Source organism: Chryseobacterium indologenes (assembly GCF_002025665.1).
Classification (GTDB): Bacteria; Bacteroidota; Bacteroidia; order Flavobacteriales; family Weeksellaceae; genus Chryseobacterium; species Chryseobacterium metallicongregator.
On sequence record NZ_CP018786.1, the window covers coordinates 2,510,827 to 2,533,855 of the forward strand.

General features: G+C 37.2%; 20 protein-coding genes. 13 read left to right on the forward strand and 7 right to left on the reverse strand.

Going from position 1 to position 23,029, the window contains the following annotated elements; translation table 11 throughout:
- Positions 1-12: 12 nt before the first annotated feature.
- From BUE84_RS11380 to BUE84_RS11415, 8 genes are all read left to right on the forward strand, one after another.
- Positions 13-1,251 (forward strand): sulfate adenylyltransferase subunit 1, encoded by a 1,239-nt coding sequence (locus BUE84_RS11380; RefSeq protein WP_079241734.1) that lies wholly within the window; start codon positions 13-15, stop codon positions 1,249-1,251.
- A gap of 5 nt (positions 1,252-1,256) precedes the next feature.
- Positions 1,257-2,087 (forward strand): serine O-acetyltransferase EpsC, encoded by an 831-nt coding sequence (epsC, locus tag BUE84_RS11385; RefSeq protein ID WP_079241735.1) that lies wholly within the window; start codon positions 1,257-1,259, stop codon positions 2,085-2,087.
- A 27-nt stretch (positions 2,088-2,114) separates the two neighbouring features.
- The gene (gene cysK, locus BUE84_RS11390) at positions 2,115-3,026 is read left to right on the forward strand and encodes a cysteine synthase A (protein WP_079241736.1); all 912 of its coding nucleotides are present in this window, start codon (positions 2,115-2,117) and stop codon (positions 3,024-3,026) included.
- Positions 3,027-3,049: 23 nt separating this feature from the next.
- Positions 3,050-3,895 (forward strand): uroporphyrinogen-III C-methyltransferase, encoded by an 846-nt coding sequence (gene cobA / locus BUE84_RS11395; protein ID WP_079241737.1) that lies wholly within the window; start codon positions 3,050-3,052, stop codon positions 3,893-3,895.
- A complete protein-coding gene (locus BUE84_RS11400; protein ID WP_079241738.1) occupies positions 3,885-5,597 on the forward strand; it encodes a sulfite reductase flavoprotein subunit alpha in 1,713 nt (570 codons plus the stop codon). The genes cobA and BUE84_RS11400 overlap by 11 nt, the downstream gene beginning before the upstream one ends.
- A 42-nt stretch (positions 5,598-5,639) precedes the next feature.
- Positions 5,640-7,316, forward strand: a complete 1,677-nt coding sequence (locus BUE84_RS11405; RefSeq protein ID WP_079241739.1) for an NADPH-dependent assimilatory sulfite reductase hemoprotein subunit — start codon at positions 5,640-5,642, stop codon at positions 7,314-7,316.
- 383 nt (positions 7,317-7,699) lie between these two features.
- Positions 7,700-10,576 carry a TonB-dependent receptor gene (locus BUE84_RS11410; RefSeq protein WP_079241740.1) on the forward strand — a complete coding sequence of 959 codons (2,877 nt, stop codon included), beginning with the start codon at positions 7,700-7,702 and terminating at the stop codon, positions 10,574-10,576.
- Between the two features lie 5 nt (positions 10,577-10,581).
- Positions 10,582-12,099: a TSUP family transporter gene (locus BUE84_RS11415; RefSeq protein WP_079241741.1), complete on the forward strand. Its 1,518-nt coding sequence runs from the start codon at positions 10,582-10,584 to the stop codon at positions 12,097-12,099.
- A 459-nt stretch (positions 12,100-12,558) separates the two neighbouring features.
- Here the strand turns inward: BUE84_RS11415 and BUE84_RS11425 are convergent, their stop codons facing one another.
- The 5 genes from BUE84_RS11425 to BUE84_RS11450 form a co-directional block, all read right to left on the reverse strand.
- Entirely contained in the window at positions 12,559-13,053 is a 495-nt protein-coding gene (locus BUE84_RS11425; protein ID WP_079241743.1) for a DoxX family protein, read from the reverse strand.
- 599 nt (positions 13,054-13,652) lie between these two features.
- Positions 13,653-14,561 (reverse strand): helix-turn-helix domain-containing protein, encoded by a 909-nt coding sequence (locus BUE84_RS11435; protein WP_079241745.1) that lies wholly within the window; start codon positions 14,559-14,561, stop codon positions 13,653-13,655.
- Positions 14,562-14,697: 136 nt separating this feature from the next.
- Complete coding sequence (locus BUE84_RS11440; RefSeq protein ID WP_079241746.1) at positions 14,698-15,633, reverse strand: NAD-dependent epimerase/dehydratase family protein; 936 nt, start codon at positions 15,631-15,633, stop codon at positions 14,698-14,700.
- A 244-nt stretch (positions 15,634-15,877) separates the two neighbouring features.
- The gene (locus BUE84_RS11445; RefSeq protein WP_145953234.1) at positions 15,878-16,267 is read right to left on the reverse strand and encodes a DoxX family protein; all 390 of its coding nucleotides are present in this window, start codon (positions 16,265-16,267) and stop codon (positions 15,878-15,880) included.
- Between the two features lie 96 nt (positions 16,268-16,363).
- The gene (locus BUE84_RS11450; RefSeq protein WP_079243922.1) at positions 16,364-17,347 is read right to left on the reverse strand and encodes a polysaccharide deacetylase family protein; all 984 of its coding nucleotides are present in this window, start codon (positions 17,345-17,347) and stop codon (positions 16,364-16,366) included.
- 90 nt (positions 17,348-17,437) lie between these two features.
- On the opposite strand from BUE84_RS11450, the gene BUE84_RS11455 reads away from it, so the two are divergent.
- Positions 17,438-18,286: an AraC family transcriptional regulator gene (locus tag BUE84_RS11455; RefSeq protein WP_079241748.1), complete on the forward strand. Its 849-nt coding sequence runs from the start codon at positions 17,438-17,440 to the stop codon at positions 18,284-18,286.
- 32 nt (positions 18,287-18,318) lie between these two features.
- Here BUE84_RS11455 and BUE84_RS11460 read toward each other — a convergent pair whose 3' ends face one another.
- Positions 18,319-18,810 carry a hypothetical protein gene (locus BUE84_RS11460; RefSeq protein ID WP_079241749.1) on the reverse strand — a complete coding sequence of 164 codons (492 nt, stop codon included), beginning with the start codon at positions 18,808-18,810 and terminating at the stop codon, positions 18,319-18,321.
- Positions 18,811-18,973: 163 nt separating this feature from the next.
- Between BUE84_RS11460 and BUE84_RS11465 the strand changes: the two genes are divergently transcribed.
- Together BUE84_RS11465 and BUE84_RS11470 are read left to right on the forward strand one after the other, a co-directional pair.
- Positions 18,974-20,233 carry a hypothetical protein gene (locus BUE84_RS11465; RefSeq protein WP_079241750.1) on the forward strand — a complete coding sequence of 420 codons (1,260 nt, stop codon included), beginning with the start codon at positions 18,974-18,976 and terminating at the stop codon, positions 20,231-20,233.
- 167 nt (positions 20,234-20,400) lie between these two features.
- Positions 20,401-20,886 (forward strand): hypothetical protein, encoded by a 486-nt coding sequence (locus BUE84_RS11470; RefSeq protein ID WP_079241751.1) that lies wholly within the window; start codon positions 20,401-20,403, stop codon positions 20,884-20,886.
- 65 nt (positions 20,887-20,951) lie between these two features.
- On the opposite strand, the gene BUE84_RS11475 is transcribed toward BUE84_RS11470, so the two are convergent.
- Positions 20,952-21,341, reverse strand: coding sequence for a Fur family transcriptional regulator (locus BUE84_RS11475; protein ID WP_079241752.1), 390 nt, complete (start codon positions 21,339-21,341; stop codon positions 20,952-20,954).
- An 86-nt stretch (positions 21,342-21,427) separates the two neighbouring features.
- Here BUE84_RS11475 and BUE84_RS11480 point away from each other — a divergent pair, with 86 nt between their 5' ends.
- Entirely contained in the window at positions 21,428-21,766 is a 339-nt protein-coding gene (locus tag BUE84_RS11480; RefSeq protein ID WP_079241753.1) for a MerC domain-containing protein, read from the forward strand.
- A gap of 4 nt (positions 21,767-21,770) precedes the next feature.
- Entirely contained in the window at positions 21,771-22,973 is a 1,203-nt protein-coding gene (locus BUE84_RS11485; protein ID WP_079241754.1) for a GTP-binding protein, read from the forward strand.
- The last annotated feature ends 56 nt before the right edge of the window (positions 22,974-23,029 follow it).

Consider the following 23,029-nt stretch of genomic DNA (forward strand, 5'->3'; position numbering starts at 1 on the left):
AACAAAAATCGGATGGATATATTAAGATTTATAACAGCAGGAAGCGTAGATGACGGTAAAAGTACCCTTATTGGCAGACTGCTTTACGATAGCAAAAGTATTTTACAGGATCAATTGGAAGTCCTTGAAAAACATTCTAAAAATAAAAATGAAGACGGAGTAGACCTTGCTCTTTTAACGGATGGTCTGCGTGCAGAAAGAGAACAGGGAATCACGATTGATGTTGCCTACCGTTATTTTTCAACCGCAAAAAGAAAATTTATCATTGCTGATGCTCCCGGGCATGTACAATATACCCGTAATATGATCACCGGAGCATCCAATTCTGATCTGATGGTAATTCTGATCGATGCAAGAAAAGGAGTGATAGAGCAGACCAGAAGACATTCCATTATTGCCTCTTTATTACAGTTGAAGAAAGTTGCGGTAGCCATCAACAAAATGGATATGGTAGATTATGCAGAAGATGTTTTTGAAAATATAAAATCAGAATATGCAAAAATTGCAGAAAATCTGGGATTAAATGACGTAAGCTATTTTCCGATCTCCGCATTAAAAGGAGATAATATTGTTTCAAAATCTTCCAGAACAGATTGGTATGAAGGAAACTCTCTTCTTGAGTATCTTGAAGAAGTAACCCTACATGAACAAAAAAATAACGGAAGCCGTTTTCAGGTTCAGTATGTGATTCGTCCTCAAACGGAGGAACTGCATGATTATCGGGGTTATGCCGGGCAAATACTTAGTGGAAAATTTACCAAAGGAGACAAAATCCATATTCTTCCGGCAGATCTTACGACTGAAATTACCAAGATAGAGATCAATGGCGTTGAAAAAGAAGAGGCATTTGAAGGTCAGCCTGCAGTGATTCACCTGGCTCATGATGTAGATGTCAGCAGAGGAGATATTTTTGCAACGGAAGAACATGTTCCTGCGGTTGAAAAAGACCTTGAAATTCTGTTATGCTGGCTTGATCAGAAGCCTTTGCAGCCAGGGAATAAATATCTGTTGCAACAGAATAGCAGACTTGTCAAAGCCGTTGTAAAAGAAGTAGATTACAAGATCAATGTCAATACCCTTATCCGGGAACAGGCGGATGGGGAAATTAAACTGAACGAAATTGTAAAAGTTACCCTTCGAACGGCACAGCCTTTGGTCTATGACAGCTTTACCAATAATAAAACAACGGGCTCTGCCATTTTGGTAGATGAAACGTCCAATTCAACGGTAGCAGCCTGTATAATTCAATAGAAAAAATGGCAATTCCCGATCAATTAATTGAAAGAATTCATCAGACAAAGCAAAACAGCATTCATGGATTCTTTGATAAAATAAAGACCAAAAAATGGGTTAAGGATTTGTATGAAACACTTTTCCTGCCTCAGACTGACAATACTGAAGAGCAACTGAAAAGAAATTTCGAAGCCTTGCAGGAAACACTTTCTGACTTAATTAATACCGTTGCAGGAGATAAAGATCTTACTGAAAAACAAGTCAATCAATTTTTTGAAGCCTTGCCGACACTGTATGATCAGTTGGTTCTGGATGCAAAATCTATTCTGGAATTTGATCCGGCAGCAGATTCTCTGGAAGAGGTATATCTGGCATATCCAGGCTTTTTTGCCACCTATGTCTACCGTATTTCGCACCAGCTTTGGAGTCAGGAAGTGAAGATTCTACCACGTGTCATTTCAGAATATGCCCACAGTAAAACGGGAATTGATATTCATCCGGGAGCGACCATTGGAAAATCTTTCTTTATTGACCATGGAACAGGAATCGTGATTGGAGAAACAACCATTATAGGAAACAATGTCAAAATCTATCAGGGAGTAACCCTCGGAGCCTTGAATGTTTCCAAAGAAAAAGCCCATCAGAAAAGGCACCCCAATATTGAAGATGATGTGATCATCTATTCGGGAGCCACCATTCTGGGAGGTGAAACAACCATAGGCAGAGAAAGTATCATAGGAGGAAATGTCTGGGTAACCCAAGATGTTCCTGCCAACTCTCTGGTCTATCACAAAAGTGAAATAAAAATAAAGGATAATACTTCATTACCGGAATCATTAACCTTTGTGATTTAAAAAAACAAAAATAAAAAGTATATTGATATGAAGTTTCAGAACGCATTAGAAACGATTGGAAACACACCCGTCGTAAAAATTAATAAACTCTTCAGTTCAGATCATGAAATCTGGATCAAACTTGAAAAAAGCAACCCTGGCGGAAGCATTAAAGACAGAATTGGATTAGCAATGATTGAAGATGCAGAAACCAAAGGATTATTAAATAAAGACAGTGTCATTATAGAACCTACGAGCGGAAATACAGGAATAGGACTCGCTTTGGTAGCTGCTGTAAAAGGATACAAACTGATCCTTGTCATGCCGGAAAGCATGAGCATAGAACGCCGTAAAATTATGGAAGCGTATGGAGCAGAATTCGTACTTACCCCAAGAGAAAAAGGAATGAAAGGGGCTATTGAAAAAGCCAACGAGCTTGCTGAAGAAACCCCAAATTCATGGATTCCAAGACAGTTTGACAATCCTGCCAATGTAAAAGTACACGTAGAAACCACCGCACAGGAAATTTTAAAAGATTTCCCGGATGGCCTGGATTACATCATTACAGGAGTAGGAACCGGAGGACACATCACCGGAATCGCAAAAACAGTAAAAGAAAAGTATCCTAACGTAAAAGTTATTGCTGTAGAGCCGGAATTATCCCCTGTATTAAGCGGAGGAAGCCCGGCGCCACACCCATTACAGGGATTAGGAGCAGGCTTTGTACCTTCCATCCTGGATATTACTCTTTTAGACGGAGTGATCACAGTAGGCAAGGAGGAAGCTTATGAATATGCCCTTAATGCAGCTAAAAAAGAAGGCCTTTTTGTGGGAGTTTCCACAGGAGCTGCTTTAGCAGCCATCGCCAAACATTTACCGGAAATACAACCTAACGCTAAAATTCTTACCATTAATTACGATACCGGAGAAAGGTATCTGTCCGTAGAAGGACTCTTCTAAATCCTTAAATAACACCTACTTCAATGAAAACAAATATAAAATCACCAAAGGTCTACCTTATCGGTGCAGGACCCGGCAATCCTGAACTGATCACTGTAAAAGCAGTAAAAGCAATCGCAGAAGCAGACGTCATCTTATGTGACCGCCTTGTAAGTCCGGAGATTCTGGAAACCTACGTCAATGAAAACACAGAAATCATCTATGTAGGGAAAGAATGCAGTAAAAATGCTTCCACACCGCAGTCTCATATCAATACTTTGATGGTGGAATATGCCCATCAGAACAAAACTATTGTCAGGCTTAAAGGAGGAGACGTTTCTATATTCTCTAATATTCTGGATGAATTGCAGGCTTTAAAACAGAATCATATTCCTTACGAAATTATTCCGGGAATTACAGCCGCATTAGGAGCAGCCGCATTTGCAGGAATGCCTTTAACAGCAAGAGGATATTCTACATCAGTGCGTTTTCTGACGTATTATAAATCAGAAATTGTGAGTGAAGAATACTGGAAAGAGCTTGCTTTAACCAATGATACCCTTGTTTTCTATATGTCTAAAGGAAATCTTACCCCTCTTGTAGAAAAGCTGAAACAGCTTGAGATTTCAGGTGATAAAAAAATTGCAGTCATTGAACAGGCGACAACGCCTTTCCAAAAGGTGTACACTTCATCATTTGATGATTTTAATGAAAAATTCGGAGACAAAAACTTTGCTTCACCTTCATTGGTTGTTGTTGGTAAAATTGTTAACCTTCATGAAGAATTTTCATGGCTGGAAAATGCTGAGCAGGAAGGTCTTTATTTTAAATCAGTAGAAAACGGAAGTCTAATTCCTACCACTCAAAATTTCTTTGAATATGCTGTCTGAAACTAAATTAAACGTATTAAAACAAATCTCCGGAGACCTCTCCAGAGACGAAGCCATCTGGGCAAGCGGATATCTTGCAGGGATCGCCGGAGGATCGTCACTGACCGCTGTACTGCCGCCTCAGGAAACCAATAATACTTCACAAAATGTTGTAAAGAAAATAACACTGGCTTACGGAACAGAAACCGGAAACAGTAAAAAATTGGCTACAGCTTTGGCAGGTATTGTGAAGAAAAAAGGACTTCAGGTAAAACTCGCCGACCTTTCTCAATACAAACCTAAAGACCTTGCTAAAGAAGAGTTCTTTTTTGTAGTGATCAGTACTCAGGGAGAAGGTGAACCACCTGCTCTTGCCAAAAAGTTCTATGATTATATTTATGAAAATGAAATTAATCTTAGTGGACTTAAATTTGGAGTATTGGCTTTGGGAGACAGCAGTTATCCTCTGTTCTGCCAAACCGGGGAAGATGTAGATTCGCGCTTTGAAATACTGGGAGCTCAGCGTGTTATCCCACTAAAGAAATGTGATATTGATTATGAGCAGGAAGCTTCACACTGGATAGAACATGTATTTGAAACAGTCAATAAAAATGTTGGTCAAAGTGCAAAAAGCATTTCAGCTCCAAAGGTTTCCACCGGAAGAAAAAAATACCAGGGAAAAGTCTCAGCAATCATCAATCTGAATGATATTACTTCAGAAAAAGAAACGTATCACATCGAAATTGAAACAGAAGAATCCCTGGCTTATCAACCTGGTGCAGCGTTAGGATTGCTTCCTTTCAATCCTAAATCTGTAGTAGACGAAATTATTGCTCTCACAGGAATTGATCCTCAGAAACAGGTTGAAACAACAAAAATTACGGATTCTGTAGAAGAACTTTTGCACAAGCATCTTAACATCAGCTATCTGCTTAAATCTGTAGTAGCTCAGTATGCAAAAATAACGGAACATTCCATTCCTGAAGTCAGATTAAGTCTTCTTGATTTGCTTAGAATTTATCCGGTAAAAAATGCAGATGAATTTGAGGAAATCATTCAGGTATTAACCGCTCAGACACCTCGTCTCTATTCAATTTCATCTTCTCTGGAAGCTCATGGGGATACGGAGATTCATATTACCGTTGCCCGGTCAGAATTCTTTATTGACCATCAGAAACACAATGGATTATGTAGCGGTTTTCTGAGTGAATTCAAGGAAGGAGAAGAGGTTGAGTTTTATATTCAGGATGCAGGACACTTCAAATTACCGGAAGCTGATAAAGACATTATTATGATTGGTCCGGGAACAGGAATCGCTCCATTCAGATCTTTCCTTTGGGAGCGTGATGCCACAGGGGCAGAAGGAAGAAACTGGCTGTTTTTTGGGGACAGAAGCTTTGTATCAGACTTTCTTTATCAGGCTGAACTTCAGGATTTTCTTAAAACGGGCAGCCTGACGCATTTAGACCTTGCATTTTCGAGAGATACAGCTGAAAAAGTATATGTGCAGCACAGACTGGAACAAAAGGCTCAGGAAGTGTTTTATTGGTTGGAAGGAGGAGCATCGGTATATGTATGTGGAGCCAAGGAACCAATGGCTCGTGATGTAGAACAGACACTTCTCACAATCATTCAGAATGAAGGAAAAAGAAGCAAAGAAGATGCAGCCCTTTATCTGGAAGAAATGGAGCTTAGCGGCAGATATTCCAAAGATGTTTATTAAATGGGATAAAGAAGTACTCGTAAAAAATTAAAGGAAACAATTATGAACAATGATAAAGAAAACCTTTCACCGGTAGAAAGGATTAAAACCAGCAGTAACGGGCTCAGAGGATCTTTAAAAGAGAGCCTTGCTGATAATTTTACCGGAGCCATAAGGGAAGATGATCAGACTCTGATCAAATTTCATGGAATGTACCAACAGGACGACAGAGACCGAAGGGAAGAGCGTGTCTCTAAAAAACTGGAATGGCTATATTCTTATATGATCAGATTAAGACTTCCCGGTGGCTTTTTAACTCCGGAACAATGGATAGGACTGCATGAAACAGCAGAAGATCATTCTACGGGAACCATTAAAGTAACAACAAGACAAACCATTCAGCTGCATGGTATTTTAAAATCTCATTTAAGACCTACCATTCAGAGCTTCAATCTTCAGCATCTGGATTCTATTGCCGCTTGTGGAGACGTCAACAGAAATGTAACGTGTACAGCTAACCCTTCGGAATCTCCTTTACAGCAGGAAGCTTACGAACTGGCAGGAAAAATCAGTGAAATGTGTCTTCCAAAAACCAAATCTTATTATGATATCTGGATTGATGATGAACTTCTGGTAGACCGAAAAGCAGAAGAAGATCCTCTGTATCAGGACAGATATCTTCCCAGAAAGCTGAAAATAGGGATAGCTGTTCCACCTAATAACGATGTGGATGTATTCATCAATGATATTGCCTTAATTGCTATTATCGAAAATGATAAAATTGTTGGCTACAACATTGCTGCCGGAGGAGGACTTGGTGCCACTCATGGAAACGAAGCAACCTATGCACGTCTTGCCTCCATTCTTGGGTTTGTAGATACGGAAGAAAAAGTTTTGAAGGCTGTCTACGAAATCATTACGGTACAAAGAGACTTCGGAAACAGAAGCGACCGGAAATTATCAAGGTTAAAATATACGATTGATAAATTGGGTATCGACCAGTACAGAGCGGAAGTAGAAAAAAGAACAGGTTTCAGTTTTGAACCCGCCAGAGAATTTAAGTTTGAACAGCGAAAAGACCGCTATGGCTGGATTCAAAATCATGAAGGAAAATGGTTTTATACTGTATTTGTAGAGCATGGAAGAATCCTTAATACAACAGAATATCCTTTAAAATCAGGATTATTAAAAATCGCACAAACTGGTAAAGCCAATTTCCGTTTTACCTGTAACCAGAACCTTATTCTGGCTGATATTGATGATAAAGATAAAGGTGACATTGAAAATATTTTAAAAGAACACGGAATTTCAGAGTATACAAACGGAGCCAGTGCATTACGTAAAAACTCTGTTGCCTGTGTTGCCCTGAATACCTGTTCACTGGCTTTGGCTGAAGCACAGCGTTATCTGCCTTCACTGGTAACTAAAATAGAACCTATCCTTGAAAAATATGGTCTGCGGGAAGAAGATATTACCATTCGTATGACCGGATGTCCTAATGGCTGCGGGAGATCTCCCAATGCTGAAATCGGATTTGTGGGTACAGCTTATGGAAAATATAACCTTCACATCGGAGGAGACCGTCTGGGAATGAGATTGAATACAAAATTTAAAGAAAATATTGGCGAAGAAGAAATTCTTACAACGCTGGATGAGCTTTTCGGAATTTATGTACAGAAAAGACTTGCAGAAGAAACATTTGGTGATTTTTCATACCGTTATTTACATACCTTAAATTAATTATATGGCTAATTTTCATTATGATCTGAAAAAAAACAAAAAAACTAAACCTCTTCATTTAGGCGGACGAATGTGTATGTGTTGTTGATTCTCAAAATAACAATACAATCAAAGCTGTTTCAACTTTTCAATCCAACCACAAAAGTCACAAAAGTTTTTAAACACTTAAGTTTTTTAAGAGCCTAACTTTGTGCATAATAAGAACACCTAAGTTTTGTGAAAATCTTTGATTTTCATCTAATGTGAGCTTTCTACGGTATCATTTTAAACTTACTAAGTGAACTAAAGTGTTTTAACATGAAAACTTTTGTGCCTTTTGTGGTCAAAAACAATCAATGTAAAAGTTCAGACAGCTTCATTCTCAACCTAAAAATGAAGCAAAAATGAAAAACAAAAAACAGGGAAATTTTCTACCAAAAGCAGGTATTATTGCATTCACATTTCTATTCTTTAATTTTGCAGAAGCACAGCAGCAGCTTATAGAGCTTAGCGGAAGCATCAAAAATACAGATACACGAAAAGGTCTTGACTCCGTAAAAGTACAGATCGAAAATACACAGGATAACGCATTCACGGATCAGTTGGGTAATTTCAAAATCAGAACAAGAGTCACCATTCCATTCAGAGTGGTTATTCAGAAAGATGGCTTCACCAGCCAGACTGTTGAAATTCTTTCTCCCTCCAACAAAATAACGATAGGGCTGAACCCTCAGAATACCATCATTGATGATGTCGTAATCTCAGCTTCCAGAGTTCCTGAAAAAATATTAAGATCACCGATTGCCATTGAAAAAATTGATATTAAAACCATCAGGGAAAGTCCGGCAGCTTCGTTCTATGAAACATTGGAAAATGTAAAAGGACTGCAGCTTTTAACCTCAAGTCTTACCTTAAAAATACCTAATTCAAGAGGTTTTAACTCACCCAATAATTTTCGTTTTATGCAGCTGGTAGACGGAGTAGATGTACAGTCGGCAACGTTGGGAGTACCACTGGGAAATGCCATAGGGCCAACAGAACTCGACATCCAGTCTATGGAAGTGACTCCGGGAGCAGCTTCAGCATTATATGGAATGAATGCCATTAACGGACTGGCAAGTTTACAAACCAAAGATCCGTTTACCTCTGAAGGAATAAGTGTTTATTTCCGTGGTGGAGTGAATCATGTAGACAATGCTAACCATAAAATAAGTTCTCTGGGAGAAAGTGCTATCCGTTTTGCAAAGGTGATTAATAAAAACTTTGCTGTTAAAGTCAATGCCTCTTATTTCAGTGGAACCGACTGGATTTCGAACAACCTGACAGATCAGAACTCAGGAGCATTGGTCACAGCCAATCCTAATTTTGCTCTTGCTAATAATCCGGCAGAAGACCTTTGGAATAAATATGGCGATGAAAGAAACAACCGTGTTGCTGTAAAAGTAGATTACAACGGAAAGCCCACCACATTTAATGTTTCGAGGACGGGATATCTTGAAAAAGATCTTGTAAGCCCGGATGTAAAAAATATCAAGTTCGATGCAGGATTATACTACCGTTTCGGTGATCAGTGGAGAACATCTTATGTATACCGTTATGGCTTGCTGGACGGAACTTTCCAGAGAGGAAATAAAATCCGTTTGCAGAATGCTACGGTTCAGAACCATAAAATAGAACTCACAGGAAAAGAACTGACCTTCAGAGCTTATGTATCCATAGAAAATACAGGAGATTCTTATAATCTGAAACCTTTGGCAGATAATCTTGATCTGACCAACCTTTCCAATACCAATTGGAAAAATATATTTCAAACGACTCTCCAGAATAGCCTGAATTCAGGGATTAATCTTAATGATGCATTTATCCTGGCTCGGCAGCAAGCAGATAAAAACAGAGTTGTTCCGGGAACGGCAGCCTTTGAACAGTTAAAAAATACCATTATCGGAATCAATAACTGGGATTCAGCCAATGGAGGAGTAGCAGGTGCTCCGGCAACGGGTGGCGCTAAACTGGAACAGAAATCCCGCTTTTATCAAGGAGAACTGACCTATGATTTCAGCAGATTTGTAAAGATATTCAACCTTCTTGCGGGTGTAGATTACCGTTTGTACAGTATTACTCCGGATGGCAATAATTTTGTTGATTTTAACCGTCCTGTCAATGAAAGAAATATTCCTTTAGACAACGGTACTTTTGGAAAAGATGTTATTTATAAGAAATATGGAGCTTTTGCTCAGATTACCAGGCTTTTCTTTAATGATAAAATAAAAGTTAACGCTGCTTTACGAATTGACAGGAATCCCGAATTTGAAGCCAAACTTAACCCTAGAATAAGTGTCGTTTATTCTCCGGTGAAAGAACATAATTTCAGAGCATCTTTCCAGAATGGATATCGTTTTCCTTCGTTATTTGAAGCACTTTCATTCGTGAATAATGGAAATGTAAGAAGAGTGGGAGGCCTTTCGAAAGTGAATGACGGACTGGGATATCTGGAAAACTCCTATACCCTGGCTTCCATTGACAAATTTACCTCAGCAGTGAATGCAGATGTAGATGCCGGAAAAACTCAGGCTCAGGCCGCTCAGGATAATAAACAGCTTTTAACTGTAGCTAATCTGCAGAAATTACAGCCGGAAAAAATCAATTCATTTGAAGTAGGGTACAAGTCTACTTTCTTCAATAACAAGCTGGTGCTGGATTGGGATTTTTATTACAATATTTACGAACGATTCCTTGGTCAGGTAGAAGTAGCCGTCCCAAAAAACAGTCAGGTAGGGAGCAATGCTGCTGTACTTGCTATGCTTGACCGAAGTAAACAGGACAGATACAGAGTTTATACCAACAGCAATAATACCTACAAAAGCTATGGAACCTCTTTAGGAATTCGTTATAATATTACCGGAAATTATAATGTGAATACCAATGTTTCTTATAATGATCTTGCCTCCAACAATACATCAGATCTGTTTATTACGGCTTTCAACACTCCGAAATGGATGGTGAATGTAAGTATCGGAAACCGAGAAATTGTCAAAAATATAGGATTTACCCTTGTTGCAAGATGGCAGAGTGGTTTTATGTGGGAAAGTCCTTTAGCATCAGGAGCAATTCCGGCTTATTATACCATTGATGCTCAGGCTACATGGAAGATCCCTGAAATCCGTGCGAATGTAAAAATTGGAGCAACCAATCTTCTGAACCGTCGTTATTTCCAGTATGCAGCAGGTCCTGAAATCGGAGGACTGTACTATCTCGCTTTTACTTATGATTTAAAACTGTAATCAGCATGAGCAATTCTTTATATCCCATATTTTTAAAACTTGAAACCCTTTCACTGCTGATCATTGGTGGTGGAAAGGTTGCTCTCGAAAAACTGGAATCCGTACTGGGCAATTCACCGGAAACTTCCATCAAACTGGTAGCAAAAGAGATTATTCCTGAAGTAAGAACCTTACAAAATAAATATTCCAATATAGTACTGCACGAAAGGTCATACCATGATCATGATTTTAATGATATGGATATTGCAATTATTGCGGTAAATGATATTGTACTGGCAGGGGAGATCAGGGAAACAGCGCAGAAAAAAAATGTACTGGTCAATATTGCCGACAAGCCTGATCTATGTGATTTTTATTTAGGTTCCATTGTCAAAAAAGGAAGCCTTAAAATTGCCATTTCAACCAATGGAAAATCTCCGACCATCGCTAAAAGATTAAGAGAAACCTTTACAGAGGTCATCCCTGATGAAATGAATCATGTATTAGACAATATGCAGGATATCCGTAACAAGCTGACGGGAGATTTTAATTACAAGGTGAAAGAACTCAATAAGATCACTACAGAATATCTATCGGACGGAAAAGTTTCTTCGAAACCGGATATGGAAATTGAAAAACTGATCAATATTACCAAAACGGCGCAGAGAAAAGCCAATATTTATCTTGCCATCATAGGTGTTTTATTGCTTTTCGGATTATTTGGACTTGTGGTGTATCAGTTCAACCTTTCGGGGAATATTCAGTATTTCTTGAATAAAGATGGTCATATTTTTTACTGGATGCTGTTTGCAGGATTTATGGCAGAGATTGTTGCCGGATCCATGGGAATGGGATATGGCGTAATATGTACTACAATCCTTTTACTCCTGAATGTTCCGCCACCCGTTGTAAGTGCAAGCATTCATTCTGCAGAGTCATTTACCACTGCAGCCGGAAGTTTCAGCCATTATAAACTGGGAAATGTTAATAAGAAAATGGTATGGGTTTTATTCCCGCTGGCAATTGTAGGTTCTGTTATCGGAGCATTAACGCTTTCTCATTATGGGGAACATTATGCTCATATTGTAAAGCCAATTATCGCCTGCTATACCTTGTATCTTGGAGTAAACATTTTAAGAAATGCATTCAAAGATAAAAAACCAGGGCAAGCAAAGCCTAAACGCAGAACCAATCTCAGAGTATTAGGATTGGTAGGTGGTTTTATTGATTCTTTTGCAGGTGGTGGCTGGGGACCATTGGTGACCGGAACATTGATCAAAGAGGGAAGAATTCCCCGTTATGTAGTAGGAAGTTCCACCGTTGCCAAGTTTTTACTGACCATTACGAGTGCCATTACCTTCATCTTTACCATTGGTATTCATCACTGGAATATTGTGTTGGGGCTTTTGCTGGGTGGTGTTTTTACCGCTCCTTTTTCTGCCATGCTTACCTCAAAACTGCCAACAAAGAAAATGTTTGTCGTGGTAGGAATGGTAGTTATTGCCATGAGCCTTATTACCATAACAAAATCAATCTTATCATAAAAGAAGTATGCTATTTAAACGCAAAGATTTTAATGTTTTACTTTATCTTGAGGAATCACAGGGGAAAAATCAATGATACAGTCTATATGGTATTATCATTACTCATTTTTAGTAAAAATCTGAAACCATTAAATCTTTGCGTTTTTTTATTTTTTTTGAATGCTTTTATTTGGGAAACGCAAAGGTGCAAAATGATATTAAAAAAGCTTCTGTAAGGCGCAAGGATTTTATCTTCGATAAAATTAAACACTGTATATTTTAAAACTTTCACAGATGATTTAAAGTCAACAGATGTTGATGCAAAAATATGCTAATCACTTTACTCTATTATAAAAACACAATCATCACTTGCTGAAAATCTTCGATTTTATTGCGTCTTAAAATCATACATAAAATTTAGAAAAACCTTGCGATTTTTCAACAAAAAACAGCTCCCAAAAAGAGAGCTGTTTATAATTATTAGCTGTTTCCAGATTTTGTTTTTCTGAGACGATCAATTCCAAATCCTGTACACCCCTGAAATAAAAACAGAAGCAAAAACAGGAGATATAACACTTGAGGCAAGTATAGAAAATAACCCAGCCATGTAAAAGGATCCATTTTATACACTCCGGTTTCGGGTTTGATAGGAATAAGTTCCTTAGGAATTGTCCCCAGATCATGGGTAAATAAAGCGACAAGTATAATAATGATTAAAAATACTGAACTTATTCTCGTCCAAAAGCCCAGCATTAAAAACAAACCAAAGATACATTCACAAAATGCAGCGAAATTGGCCGTAAACTGAGGAAAAGGAAATCCTATAGTACTGATGGTATTGAACATATATCCCTGGAAAACAGGATGGAAAAGTTTGTTAAAGCCTGCTACAAAAAAGAATAACCCAATTAATATTCTGCATATTATATAGATGGTATTCGTGTTTTTTTCGAGGTTTGATACTATTGTTTTCATTATTTTTTTAATTCATTTTTTGATTACATCACCGTGACAAAGCCATGAACAGCAGCTGGTCATGTAATTCTGATTTAGATAATAGGATAGGGTATGGAAAAAAAATATTCCATAGCTGAAAATGTTATTTTACCAATAACTGAAAATTACATTTTTATTTTGGGCGGAATCCAAATAGAATTAAAAAAAGAAGAATAGGGTGGATCATCGTATAAAAAGAAGCCTTTGCTTATTTCCGGATCCATAAATTTTTCAAATCCAAAGGAAGGAAAAGAGGTGGTAAAAAAGAGAGAAGAATTAGAGCAATAGTTATTATTGCATTTTATCGGAGTCTTGTTATTTTCTTCAAGAAAATTCTTATTACATTTTTTCTGAGGACTTTCTTCGGAATTGGAATTACTTGTGATTTCTATGGTAGAAAAGGTTGTGTTTTCTGTTTTTGGGATCAGAAAATGGACTAGTATTAAAAATATACTAACGATCTGTATACCATGTAATATTCCATTCTTTCCTGTCATAAATCCCATGCAATTCAGACAAATATAATAAAATATTTATACTTGCTTTTTAATTAGCGCACATTATAATGTCAAAAAGCTCTAATTAAAGCTCTTTCTGAATTCTAAAGGAGAAACAGCGGTCTGATTTTTAAACAAACGATGAAAAGACTGTGGATGCTCAAATCCCAGATTGTAAGCAATCTCAGAAACAGACATTGTAGTGGTAGACAACATCTCTTTTGCCTTTTCAATCACTCTGTTCTGAATATGCTGCTGCGTTGTCTGTCCTGTATGAACCCTCAGCATGTCACTTAGATAATTGGGACTTATATTCATCTGTCCTGCCATAAACTGTACGGTGGGAATCCCATTGATCAGCAGTTTTTCATTTTTGAAATAATCATCCAGTAAATTTTCAAGCTGAGTCAAAAGATCATGATTTACTTTTTTTCGGGTTAAAAACTGACGGTTATAGAATCTGTCACAATATTTTAACAGCAAATCAATATTGGATACCAGTAAATCCTGGGTAAAACCATCCATATTGGCTTCAATCTCTCTGCTGATATTATCCATGATATCCGTTACAGATTTTTCTTCTTTTTCGGAAAGGTAGAGCGCTTCGTTGGCCGTATAAGAGAAGTAGCCATAATCTTTTATGACAGACGCTAACGGATATCCCTGCAGAAAATCAGGATGTATAACCAATACATTTCCTCTCACTTCGGAAAGCAGAATATCTTCAAACTGCAATACCTGATGGGGAGCAATAAAATACATGATTCCATCCTCAAAATCATAATAATGCTGTCCATATTTACATCTTCCTGCACAATCCTTTTTAATGGAAACCACATAAAAATCTGTAGTCACGGCACTTAGTATCGTTTCCGGATCTATATTCACTTCATTAAAATCAAACACGCTGATCAAAGGGTTGGAAGGCCTTTTCAATTTCAGATAGTTGTGTAATGCTGTGATAGAAGTTACTTTTTCAGGAGCTTTCATTTCCTTTTTTGTTTGAATTTATCCTTTAACCACCCTGTCAAAAATTCTGTGAATTTTCGCTACCTCTCCAAAGGAGGGGAATATTTTCCCCTTCGGTTGTGGTATTGGTGTTTCTAAGTTACTTATTTTAACCGTATTATTTTGCCGCTAGCTGTTCTTTTTTGATCTGTTCAATTCCCTGTCTGTAGGGAGTTACCTTAAATTCCGGGAACCTTTTCCTGAATTTTGAATCGTCAAAAAGATTATCATATTGATATCTTGGAAGCAGTTCCTTCAATTCTTTTGCATTTTTATTGAAGAAAGACCCTATGGTAAAAGCCAGATTGGGGATTACGGCATACCTGAATTCTTTCCCATAGATCTGAGAAGTCAATGCAATGAACTCTTTATAGGTTAACTTATTATCGTCTACCGGCAAATGCCAGGTTTGTCCATAAGCATCGGGAGTATTTCCGATTAAAGCGGTAGCACGGCTTGCATCAGGTGTCCAGATCAGACTTCGTAATTTATCATCTCTTAAAGGGACTTTCAGTTTTTTATCTTCTTTAATGGCATTGAAAATAAGACTATTGGTAATACTTTGAGTTTTTCCGGGGCCATAAAATTCTGGAGCTCTGCAGATGACGGCTTCTATTGTTCCGGCCTGCATTTCTTTTAAAAGCATTTCTGCCATCTGTTTTCTTATCATTCCTTTTCGCCCTACGGGAGCAAACGGAGTTTGTTCTGTTAAAACATCATTGTTTTGAGGATACATATAGGTGTTATCAAAAAACACGAGCTTGGTATCATTGATTTTACAAGCTTCAATAACGTTTTTCATAATGACCACGAATTGCTTTTCCCACAGATTAGTATCCATAGGAAGTCCAAGGGTAAAATAGGCAATTTCGCTTCCTTTCACAGCTTCAATTGCTCTTTCTCTGTCTGATAAATCTGCAGAAAAAATACTGTCAGTATCATTTACTTTTTTAGCATTTCTGCTGACAATACGGATATCTGAGGTATAATTTCTTTTTAGTTCTCTTGCCAGCTCTTCGCCAATCTGCCCATTGGCTCCTAATATCGTTTGCATCATTTTTTATTTTGAGGGTTGGATATCGCACTGAAAATAAACAGAATATTCAGTTGCTCTTATTTCTAATACAAAATTCGGGCATAATGATAAAAATAGAGTAGCTGAATTCATGAAAGTTGTAACATAATCTCTGAAGTCGCAAAAAAAGCCGGAAAAGTAAAGATCACAACGATGAATAATTTATTCTTTATTTCTCTTTGTTTCCTTTTCTTTCCCAGCCTTCTCTGCTCGTTAGCTTGATTTAATTTTTTCTATCCAGTGCCAGATAATTATCTTCAATTCTGCTGATCAATAGGTAAAATAACCCTGCATAAATCATCTGAATTCCCATGGCTTCCCAGTTTTCAACGGTACTGCTTCCAAAAAGCAGCAGGACGATCAGGGAAGCTCCGGCTATGGTGGCAATGCGGGTTTTAAAACCAATCATCAGCAATAATCCGATGAGAAATTCGAAAAAGGGTAGCGTTATCCCAAAGAGCTGTACCAATGGCTGTGGAAGCCAGCTTGTTTCAAAACCTTTCATCATTCCTGAGGCAAAGTCCTGTAATTTTACCAATCGGACCAATCCGTGTCCTAAAAGGTTTATTCCCATCGAAACACGAAGGAAAATATAGGCTGTTTTTGTATTCATAGAGGTATGTTTTTGGGGTTGGGAGAGGGAAGGTATATTTGTCAAAAAAGTACTTTTAAGACTTCAACAAAATCATTCTTCCAGCTTCCATCCTCCTTACTTATTAAACTTTTCTTCACTATCATCAACCGGAGTATCGGGATCATTCATTACCATTTTGGCGATATCATCTTTTCTCATAAAGACTACACCTTGTTTTTCTTTGGTGTATTTAATGAATTCTTCCATAGCATGAACCATAGTGGGTGTTCCTCCGATTCTGTCATGGAAACTGATACTCATCATTCTTCTTTTTGATGCTCCTTCTTCATAAAGACGATCAAATTCAAATTTTAACTGATTCAAAAACTGATCAGGGCTCCAGTGTTTTCCTTCAATGTTAACAATATCATTATTACGTAATGTATAAGGGATTACCACAAAGTTTTTATCTTTTACTTTAGTAATGAAAGGTTCATCGTGGCTTAAATCATCTATATGATACAGAAAACCAAGATCTTGTAGTACTTTAAGCGTATTCGGGCTTCTTCTGAGCCAATTAGCGTTATAGCCAACAGCTTTCTTCCCTGTAATCTTTTCAACGACATCTACGCCTTGCTTTACAAAATTCAGTTCATCGGCATAGCTCTTATTCCACTGGTTGTCCCAGGTAAAACCATGAGCTGCAATTTCATGACCACCGTTGGCAATAGCTTTGGCAACTTCAGGATATCTTTTAGCAGCGGTTCCCACTACATGAGAGGTTACTTTGATATTGTATTTTTTCCATAAATCCAACATCCGGTAAATTCCTTCATTTCCGCCGTAACGATACCAGCTTTCTGCCGGAAGATCGGGTTGTCCTTTAGGCAGAGGTGTCCCGCTGAATGGACTTTCTGCTCCTTCCGGCTGCCCTCCAGTTTCAAACTGCATGGAAACAGAAATAACCAATTGAGCTCCGTTGGGCCAGTATTTTTTAGTTGAAGCCTGTGTTTTATGCTGTTGTTTTTTATCAGTTTTATCTCCATCATGACGATCAGAAAAGGACATCAAAGCAATGGTTGAAGCAAGCAGCAATACGGATTGTTTTATATATTTCATTTTGAATGTATTGATAGTACAAATTTGATCAATAATCCAACAGTAGACATTGTAAAAATTAATGATAAATTTGTAAAAATCCATTCTTAGATGAAACGAATCGTTAATTTCAATTCTTTCAATGTTTTCAGTATTGAAAAAGAAAATTGGGATGTTGAATATCATAATCATAACTTTTATGAGCTGATTATCATAGAAAGTGGAAAAGGATTTCATCATCTTAACAACATTACTTTTCCATACAAAAAAGGAGATGTTTTTCTTTTAAGGCCGAGTGATGGCCATGAATTTTCGATTAAAAACAAAACGAAATTCATTTATATCAAATTTACGGAACAGTATATCTGGGAAAATTTGCTATCTAATAAAAAGAATGAACTTCAGAAAGTTGTGCAGCTCCTGATGGAAGATCATTCTTTCGTTTATGAATCAGTGATTAAAAGTAAAACTGATCGGGTACATCTGTTACAGCTTGCCCGGATTCTTCTGTATGAATTCAGCCATAAAAACACCTATAACAAAGAGATAACGACTGATCTCTTTTCCAGTATTATTACGATTCTGATCCGAAATACGATGCAAAATGTTACTGCAAAAAACTGGATCACTCAAAATGTAAGCAGAATTGAGAGGATCTTATATTATATTAATGTCAATGCGTTGGATACCTATAAAATGAAAATTGAAAACCTTGCCAAAGAATTTATGCTGTCTCCGAACTATATTAGTATTCACATCAAAAAGCAGACAGGTTTCTCCATACAACAGCATATTATACAGCATAAAATTAAAACTGCTGAAAAGCTTTTACTCCAGAGTCATTATAATATCAGTGAAATTGCTGATAAACTGGGCTTCAATGATGCCAGCCACTTCAATAAAATATTCAAGTCGTACAAAGAAATGTCTCCTTCTGAATTCAAGAAGAACCTGCAATAAGATAATAGCTTATGATATATTAGTACGACAATTTATCTCTTTATTCCGATTGCTTTTAATGCGCTGGAAGTTAAAAAGATATCGTCAAACACAGTCAGTGATTCTACATCATTGAATCCTGAAGGAATAAGATCATTTTTGTTAAAAGACAATTCAATAGAAGGGTCATAAGAAGCGATGATTCTCACTTTTGAGTATCCATTATAATCTACTTTAAATCCTTCAAACATACAATTCTGCTCAGCCTTTTGATATTCAGCATATTCTTCAAAACCGACAATATCCGTTCTTTTCCCATCATTATGGTCAAGAGATTTCCATGCTGTGTAATTTTTGGGCTCTTTTAAGATATTTCCTGTACGGTCTATGGGAACAAACATTCCAAGAGTCAGACGCTTCTTTAAGAAATTGGCATAATTATTCATCAGATTCAAAATCTGAAGATCAGCATATCCTTCGTGGGAATAATACTCCAGCACGAAAGTTGTCATAGGAATCAGCTTAAGAGAAGCATCAGTCGGCATATTTAGTCTTTACTTTTTTGGGCGATAAAAATAGTATTTTTATTTACGCTACCCAATGGAAACAGATGAATAGGATGGAATTTATACCCATTCTGAATAACAATAACTTTAGGACAAACTCTCATTTTTCATTATTTTTGAAGGAGTAACCATAAAAACCATTATGAACACCCCTGTGAAAGACATGAAAACTTTCGCAGATACCCATTACAATATGTTGAATAAGATACTATTGGCAGCCGGAATCATTCAATGCTGCTTCTACAATATCCAGGCTCAGAATGCCGGAGCACGCCCGATTTATACCTCCGAATGGGGTCACCTTTATCGTGAAAATGGAAACAATAAGGATGTTTTGGGAGTTTTTTCTACTGAAGCACCGGTTTACGTTCTGGATTCTACCCAAACACAATACAAAGTACAGGTAAGCAATGGTGATATTGGTTTTATAGACCGCCAGCTACTCCAAAAGTCTATGCATGGAAAAAAATCAGCGGGTGAGCCACTACAGTATTTCTATAGAGGAAAAGAAGGATACCAATGTCCACATTTTTATGTACAGGGATCAGAATTGCGTGTACGAAAAGGACCAACAACAGAAAGTACAGCGACCCGCAGAGCTGTTTTAAACGAGTTGATCTGTATTGATTATGTTCCTTTGTACCAGGATGGCTGGGTATATATTGGCGACCATTTCCACGAAAATCCGGAATATATCCAGATGAAATATCTGGGAACAGAACTTACCTACGATAAAATTCTGAAAGATTATCTGGCAGCAAAAGGAAAGAACAAGGAAAAAGAACTGGCTCAGGTTGGAAGATTACGCGAAATAGCATGGCTGGAAGATAAAAATCTTAAACAAGCATTACTCTATTGGAAAGAATCTTATTCAGGAATAGAAAATCCAAAAGTAGATATCGATTTTGAACTTCTTCTGGCAGATCAATCGGCGAAAAAGCCACAAACCGAAATCTATGAGAAAAAGCTGAAAAGTTTGAATATGCACTTTCTATGGAAAGAAACCCAACTTTTTGACGGAAAAATTACAGAGACACAAGTAAAACAGCTGGAAATGCAGAAGGTAAAAGACATTCCCAATACCCCTGAATGTGGCTGGGAACCTCAGTATTTTTACAGAACGTCCGATATTATTGTAGCTTTTGAAGAATATAAAGGAAAAGTTTCCGGAAGTATTTACAAAATGTCTTTTAACAACGGTGAAGCTGTAATTCTTGGCAATGAGCGTATGGATTCCAATTATAATGAAAAGGATTTTGTTACCCGTTTTGGAGATCTGCTCTCAACACGCTGGATTGCTTCTCCCCACGAATATTATATTCAGAATGGAGATGCAGGTGTCTTTATTTTTACATTTAAAGAAGGAAAACTTTTCAGCTATGAATGTATGTTTTATTGTTAGAAGTTTTAAATTATATTATCAATAGAGGTGGGCTAAAGCCCACCTAATTTATTATTCATCATGCCAAAGGCTTTAGCCAAAACTTAAAAAAATAAAGACCTATTTTCTAATAGAAGTGATTAAATTTTAAAGCTGTATCTTTACTTCACCAAACAAAATATTACAATATGTCATTTATAACACCGGAAGGAGCCAGGAAGGCTCAGCTATCCCTATCTGAAAGGGCACCCGTTGCTCATTCCATTCTCTCAGGGGAAGAGAATATTTCGAAATACAACAGTGGAGTATGTCATGATGTGGTTGCCTATGCATTGTATATGCGTGGTGCCAGGATAAGTCCTACTCAGCTTGCAGAATCTGCAGGACAAAAATGGTTAACCTTATTCAATTATCCGGCTGGAGAAAAATGGGATGGATATGCGCCCATTCCTGCAGGAAAAGCCATTGGTTTTTACAGGCTTATTGATAAAACATTTTTTCATTCAGCGATTACGACAGGAAACGGAAATGAAATCAGATCTGTCAACGGATTTTCATTAGGATCAGCATGGACAGTACCTGTGGATATGAAATGGGTATTGGGTAAAAAGAATTCTGACGGAACCTTCAATTATGATGGCACCAAAATAGAAGTCTATATTTCTTCTTTATAACAGAATTTATATTTCAATAAAACAAAAGGCAGATCAGTATATTCGCTTTTCTGCCTTTTTACTTTTTAAGCATCAGCACATTTCGGGCATATCCCGCTGATGATAAAATTATATTCCTGTGCGATAAAATGTTCCGGTAAACTGATTTCAGGAATAGCGTTTTCAATGCACGTCACGGAATGACATTCTTTACAGTTAAAATGAACGTGATTGTGAAAATGCTGTTCATGTGTACATTTTCCACTACACTTTGCAAAATTCACCACACCGTCAATATTGACGATCTTGTGTATAGCACCTTCGTTTTCAAGCCTTTCCAATACCCTGTAAATGGTTACTCTATTGCACAGATCTCCCAGTTTCTTCTGAATATCAGAGTGGGTAAGGGCTATATCTGAACCATTGATAAGGTTTAAAATTTCCGTTTTGGCCTGTGTATTTCTGACCTGTTTCATATTTTAATGCAACAAAGTTGCGTTATTTAATTTTTTATTTCTACTTTTGCAACAAAGTTACGATAAGAAAATTAATCCATACTATTATGAAATCAAAAATTCTTGATGCTGTAGGAATCTCCGCTGCTGTTTTATGCCTGATTCATTGTATCGTCTTTCCGTTATTACTGATTGTTCCCGTGGGAATATCACACAATCCCTATATTGATCTGGCTTTTCTTTGCATTGGAGCCGTTGTGGTGTTCAGAATAACGAAGAGAATGGAAAACCGATGGCTGAAGTTTTTATTCTGGGCATCTATAGCTCTCATTTTCATTTCTATACTGGCAGATTTCCTGTTTGAAGTCCATATTCCTCTGATTTATGTAGGAGTTGTCGGATTAATTACCGGTCATATTATCAATTTTAAAAATCATAAACATTAAGAGAATGGTTAAAAAACTTCCTGTAACGGTACTCAGCGGCTTTCTAGGAGCTGGAAAAACGACACTACTGAATCATATTCTTCATAATAAACAAGGATTAAAAGTAGCAGTCATAGTGAATGATATGAGTGAAATTAATATTGATGCACGCCTTGTTGAAAATCAAAATACCCTTTCAAGAACTGAAGAAAAACTGGTAGAAATGAGTAACGGATGCATCTGCTGTACACTTCGTGAAGATCTTATGGTAGAAGTAGAACGTTTGGCGAATGAAAACCGTTTTGACTATCTCCTTATCGAAAGTACGGGAATCAGTGAACCTATTCCTGTTGCTCAAACCTTTACTTATATTGATGAAGACAGTGGAATAGACTTGTCCCGTTTCAGCTATGTTGATACAATGGTAACGGTGGTAGACTGTTTCAATTTCATGAATGATTTTGGATCCAATGAAATGTTGCTGGATCGTGATCTTACCGATATGGAAGGCGATTACAGAACCATTGTCAATCTTTTGACCGACCAGATTGAATTTGCCAACGTGATTATTTTAAACAAAACAGATCTTATAGATGCAGAAACATTAGGCTTTTTAAAAGCAGCGATCAGAAAACTGAATCCAGATGCGACACTTTTACATGCAGAGTTCGGAAAAATTGATCCTCAAAAGATTTTAAATACACAGCTTTTTGATTTTGATAAAGCACAGTCATCCGCAGGCTGGCAAAAAGAATTACAGTCAGAACATCACATCCCGGAAACGGAAGAATACGGAATAAGTTCAATGGTTTTCAGAGATAAAAAACCCTTCCATCCTATAAGATTGTGGGAATATCTGAATCACCATTATCCGGAAGGAACCATCCGAGCTAAAGGATTATTCTGGTTAGCCTCAAGACCTAATGATGCATTGAATTTTTCTCAGGCAGGAGGTTCTTTCAGACTTGAAAAAGCAGGCGTTTGGTGGAGTAGTATGCCTATGAATCACAGGGTTCAGTATTCTTCATTTGTAGAAAATCAAAAGTTCATAGAAAGCAGATGGGATAAAAACTGGGGTGACAGAATTAATGAATTGGTGTTTATCGGGCAGAATCTGGATAAAGAACAAATGTTATCAGACCTTCAGCATTGTCTTATTAACGAAAGTGAAAAGGAGCTGTTTGATAAAAATCAAAGTTTTGAAGATCCGTTTCCGAAGAATATTTAAAATTAACCTTTAATTAATGCAACAATGTTACGATAAAAAAAATAAATACGATAACT